Below are 5,633 nucleotides of genomic sequence, written 5' to 3' on the forward strand. Positions count from 1 at the left end.
AATCATTATGATAAGATAGTCGGCTCGCTAGATAGCTTGACCCGCGAGGGATTGAGACTAAACAGCAAGAGATATACCCTATATATCAGTTACTGGACGACAGTGATTGAGCACTATTTAAAAGCATAACTAAAGAACAACTTGTGTGGATTTTTGCTGATTCAGAATGCTAAAAAATAAAGTTGGTTGACTATCTTTTCGATAGGATTCTAACTATAAAAATTATCATTTAAGACAGCAGAAAAACTCAAAGTTAATTCATTACGAACATAATTTTTAGCGATTTTGCCAGATTAGATGAGCCAAGTTTAGAAGCTTCTTTAAAGAGCTTCATAGCAAGATTAAACTGAAGAGTTTGATCATGGCTCAGATTGAACGCTGGCGGCAGGCTTAACACATGCAAGTCGAGCGGAAACGATGATAGCTTGCTATCAGGCGTCGAGCGGCGGACGGGTGAGTAATACTTAGGAATCTACCTAGTAGTGGGGGATAGCACGGGGAAACTCGTATTAATACCGCATACGACCTACGGGAGAAAGGGGGCAGTTTACTGCTCTCGCTATTAGATGAGCCTAAGTCGGATTAGCTAGATGGTGGGGTAAAGGCCTACCATGGCGACGATCTGTAGCTGGTCTGAGAGGATGATCAGCCACACCGGGACTGAGACACGGCCCGGACTCCTACGGGAGGCAGCAGTGGGGAATATTGGACAATGGGGGAAACCCTGATCCAGCCATGCCGCGTGTGTGAAGAAGGCCTTTTGGTTGTAAAGCACTTTAAGCAGTGAAGAAGACTCCGTGGTTAATACCCACGGACGATGACATTAGCTGCAGAATAAGCACCGGCTAACTCTGTGCCAGCAGCCGCGGTAATACAGAGGGTGCAAGCGTTAATCGGAATTACTGGGCGTAAAGGGAGCGTAGGTGGCTCTATAAGTCAGATGTGAAATCCCCGGGCTCAACCTGGGAACTGCATCTGAAACTGTAGAGCTAGAGTAGGTGAGAGGGAGGTAGAATTTCAGGTGTAGCGGTGAAATGCGTAGAGATCTGAAGGAATACCGATGGCGAAGGCAGCCTCCTGGCATCATACTGACACTGAGGCTCGAAAGCGTGGGTAGCAAACAGGATTAGATACCCTGGTAGTCCACGCCGTAAACGATGTCTACTAGTCGTTGGGTCCCTTGAGGACTTAGTGACGCAGCTAACGCAATAAGTAGACCGCCTGGGGAGTACGGCCGCAAGGTTAAAACTCAAATGAATTGACGGGGGCCCGCACAAGCGGTGGAGCATGTGGTTTAATTCGATGCAACGCGAAGAACCTTACCTGGTCTTGACATATCTAGAATCCTGCAGAGATGCGGGAGTGCCTTCGGGAATTAGAATACAGGTGCTGCATGGCTGTCGTCAGCTCGTGTCGTGAGATGTTGGGTTAAGTCCCGCAACGAGCGCAACCCTTGTCCTTAGTTACCAGCGGGTTAAGCCGGGAACTCTAAGGATACTGCCAGTGACAAACTGGAGGAAGGCGGGGACGACGTCAAGTCATCATGGCCCTTACGACCAGGGCTACACACGTGCTACAATGGTAGGTACAGAGGGCAGCTACACAGCGATGTGATGCGAATCTCAAAAAGCCTATCGTAGTCCAGATTGGAGTCTGCAACTCGACTCCATGAAGTAGGAATCGCTAGTAATCGCGGATCAGAATGCCGCGGTGAATACGTTCCCGGGCCTTGTACACACCGCCCGTCACACCATGGGAGTTGATTGCACCAGAAGTGGATAGCTTAACCTTCGGGGAGGCGTTCACCACGGTGTGGTTGATGACTGGGGTGAAGTCGTAACAAGGTAGCCGTAGGGGAACCTGCGGCTGGATCACCTCCTTATAGATGGCATTCGGTCAGCAAGAATTCACAACAAGTTGTTCTTTAGTTTAAGCTTACGTTTATTAAGCGTAATTGGGTCTGTAGCTCAGCTGGTTAGAGCACCGTGTTGATAACGCGGGGGTCAGTGGTTCGAGTCCACTTAGACCCACCATTTTATAATGGGGCCATAGCTCAGTTGGTAGAGCGCCTGCCTTGCACGCAGGAGGTCAACGGTTCGACTCCGTTTGGCTCCACCACTACTATAAACGAATAAGCTTTGAGTGCTAAGAGTATTAAATAGAAACAAGTGATTCGCCTTTATTGGTAAGATTACTTCTTTCTGTTTTATACAGAACCTGTAATTCGACGAGAATACAGGAACTATTTAAAAACATAGATATGAGTCTGGGTTAGGAGGAGCGTGTTCACGCGCACCTCTTAACCTTAATAACTCACCTCTTAACGACATCAGTTGTTATCCCAGGGGTGAGTTATTAAAAAAGTAATAAGAGAACTGAATCAAGCGTATAAACATAGGTGATATCGTTATCATAATTAGATTGTATGACACTTAGAAGTCGAGAGACTACTTGGGGTTGTATGGTCAAGTAATGAAGCGCACATGGTGGATGCCTTGGCAGTCAGAGGCGATGAAAGACGTGACAGCCTGCGATAAGCTTCGGGGAGGCGGCAATATCCTGTGATCCGGAGATTTCTGAATGGGGAAACCCACCTACCATAAGGTAGGTATCCTAATTTATTAGGAAGCGAACGAGGGGAAGTGAAACATCTCAGTACCCTTAGGAATAGACATCAAATGAGATTCCCCTAGTAGCGGCGAGCGAACGGGGAGAAGCCGATTAATGCTAATGTAGAAGAACAGCGTGGGAAAGCTGACCGTAGTAGGTGATAGTCCTGTATTCGAAACATTAGCGTTAACATATTAAGTAGAGCGGGGCACGAGAAATCCTGTTTGAAGATGGGGGGACCATCCTCCAAGGCTAAATACTCCTGACTGACCGATAGTGAACCAGTACCGTGAGGGAAAGGCGAAAAGAACCCCTGTGAGGGGAGTGAAATAGAACCTGAAACCGTGTGCGTACAAGCAGTAGGAGCCTCAATTTATTGGGGTGACTGCGTACCTTTTGTATAATGGGTCAGCGACTTATATTCTGTAGCAAGGTTAACCGTTTAGGGGAGCCGTAGGGAAACCGAGTCTTAATAGGGCGTTTAGTTGCAGGGTATAGACCCGAAACCGAGTGATCTATCCATGAGCAGGTTGAAAGTGCCGTAACAGGCACCGGAGGACCGAACCCACTGTCGTTGAAAAGCCAGGGGATGACTTGTGGATAGGGGTGAAAGGCTAATCAAACTCGGTGATAGCTGGTTCTCCCCGAAAGCTATTTAGGTAGCGCCTCGGACGAACACCATTGGGGGTAGAGCACTGTTTCGGCTAGGGGGTCATACCGACTTACCAAACCGATGCAAACTCCGAATACCGATGAGTGATATCCGGGAGACACACAGTGGGTGCTAACGTCCATTGTGGAGAGGGAAACAACCCAGACCGCCAGCTAAGGCCCCAAATTCCTAGTTAAGTGGGAAACGAGGTGGGAAGGCATAGACAGCTAGGAGGTTGGCTTAGAAGCAGCCATCCTTTAAAGAAAGCGTAATAGCTCACTAGTCGAGTCGGCCCGCGCGGAAGATGTAACGGGGCTCAAACTAGGAGCCGAAGCTGCGGATTTGAATTTGTTTTCAAGTGGTAGGGGAGCGTTGTGTAAGCCTGTGAAGGTGTGTCGTAAGGCATGCTGGAGGTATCACAAGAGCGAATGCTGACGTGAGTAACGATAATGCGAGTGAAAAGCTCGCACGCCGGAAGATCAAGGGTTCCAGTCCAACGTTAATCGGGGCTGGGTGAGTCGACCCCTAAGGCGAGGCCGAAAGGCGTAGTCGATGGGAAATCAGTTAATATTCTGATACTTGTTTATAATGCGATGGAGGGACGGAGAAGGTTATGTCAGCCTGGCGTTGGTTGTCCAGGTGAAAGGATGTAGGCTTGTGGCTTAGGTAAATCCGGGCTACTACATGGCTGAGATCTGATAGCAAGCTGTACTTGTACAGTGAAGTGGCAAATACCATGCTTCCAGGAAAAGCTTCTAAGCAATAGTTATAAACGAATCGTACCCTAAACCGACACAGGTGATCAGGTAGAGAATACCAAGGCGCTTGAGAGAACTCTGCTGAAGGAACTAGGCAAAATGGTACCGTAACTTCGGGAGAAGGTACGCTGTTGGTGGTGATAGGACACGCTCCTTGAGCTGCTGGCAGTCGCAGATACCAGGCTGCTGCAACTGTTTATTAAAAACACAGCACTCTGCAAACACGAAAGTGGACGTATAGGGTGTGATGTCTGCCCGGTGCTGGAAGGTTAATTGATGGGGTTAGCGTAAGCGAAGCTCTTGATCGAAGCCCCAGTAAACGGCGGCCGTAACTATAACGGTCCTAAGGTAGCGAAATTCCTTGTCGGGTAAGTTCCGACCTGCACGAATGACATAATGATGGCAGCGCTGTCTCCAGCAGAGACTCAGTGAAATCGAAATCGCAGTGAAGATGCTGTGTACCCGCGGCTAGACGGAAAGACCCCGTGAACCTTTACTACAGCTTTACATTGAACTTTGACCTGACTTGTGCAGGATAGGTGGGAGGCTTTGAAGCCAAGACGCTAGTCTTGGTGGAGCCAATCTTGAAATACCACCCTGGTCATGTTGGGGTTCTAACTCAGGTATAACAATACCGAGGACAATGTATGGTGGGTAGTTTGACTGGGGCGGTCTCCTCCTAAAGAGTAACGGAGGAGTACGAAGGTGCGCTCAGACCGGTCGGAAATCGGTCGTAGAGTATAAAGGCAAAAGCGCGCTTAACTGCGAGACCCACAAGTCGAGCAGGTACGAAAGTAGGTCTTAGTGATCCGGTGGTTCTGTATGGAAGGGCCATCGCTCAACGGATAAAAGGTACTCTGGGGATAACAGGCTGATACCGCCCAAGAGTTCATATCGACGGCGGTGTTTGGCACCTCGATGTCGGCTCATCTCATCCTAGGGCTGAAGCAGGTCCTAAGGGTATGGCTGTTCGCCATTTAAAGAGGTACGCGAGCTGGGTTTAGAACGTCGTGAGACAGTTCGGTCCCTATCTACCGTGGGCGTTGGAAATTTGAGAGGATCTGCTCCTAGTACGAGAGGACCAGAGTGGACGAACCTCTGGTGTTCGGGTTGTCACGCCAGTGGCATTGCCCGGTAGCTACGTTCGGATGGGATAACCGCTGAAAGCATCTAAGCGGGAAGCCCACCTCAAGATTAGATTTCCCTAAAGAGCCGTTCAAGACTAGGACGTTGATAGGCAGGGTGTGGAAGTGCAGCGATGCATGTAGCTAACCTGTACTAATTGCTCGTTTGGCTTGACCATACAACACCCAAGTGGTTTGTATACAAGTCTAATTAATCTATCTTGTATGACTGTAGTGGTCATAACGAAGAAAGTATATTTCGATATCACCTTTAACCTTGATTCAGTTAGGTTATAGTTGGTCGACAACAAGCTAAAACTTGAAGTCAAACAATAAAAACAACAGACTCATATCTAACCCCCTTTGCTGACGACAATAGCGCGATGGCCCCACCTGATCCCTTCCCGAACTCAGAAGTGAAACATCGTTGCGCCAATGGTAGTGTGGATTCGTCCATGTGAGAGTAGGTCATCGTCAGCTCTCTATTCT

At 48.6% G+C, this 5,633-nt stretch carries 2 tRNA genes and 3 rRNA genes; all 5 read left to right on the plus strand.

The annotated features are described in order from the left end of the window. Positions 1-343 precede the first annotated feature (343 nt). Positions 344-1,882: ribosomal RNA gene (locus IP485_RS13615) — 16S ribosomal RNA — on the plus strand. Positions 1,883-1,956: 74 nt separating this feature from the next. Continuing rightward, a tRNA-Ile gene (locus IP485_RS13620) sits at positions 1,957-2,033 on the plus strand. A 9-nt stretch (positions 2,034-2,042) separates the two neighbouring features. Continuing rightward, positions 2,043-2,118, plus strand: a tRNA-Ala gene (locus IP485_RS13625). A gap of 345 nt (positions 2,119-2,463) precedes the next feature. Next, positions 2,464-5,323 (plus strand): 23S ribosomal RNA (locus tag IP485_RS13630). Positions 5,324-5,509: 186 nt separating this feature from the next. After that, positions 5,510-5,624: ribosomal RNA gene (gene rrf / locus IP485_RS13635) — 5S ribosomal RNA — on the plus strand. The 16S, 23S and 5S rRNA genes sit together here with 2 tRNA genes alongside, the layout of an rRNA operon. The last annotated feature ends 9 nt before the right edge of the window (positions 5,625-5,633 follow it).

Origin of the sequence: Psychrobacter sp. NG27, from assembly GCF_016106655.1 — a bacterium.
Lineage (GTDB): Bacteria > Pseudomonadota > Gammaproteobacteria > Pseudomonadales > Moraxellaceae > Psychrobacter.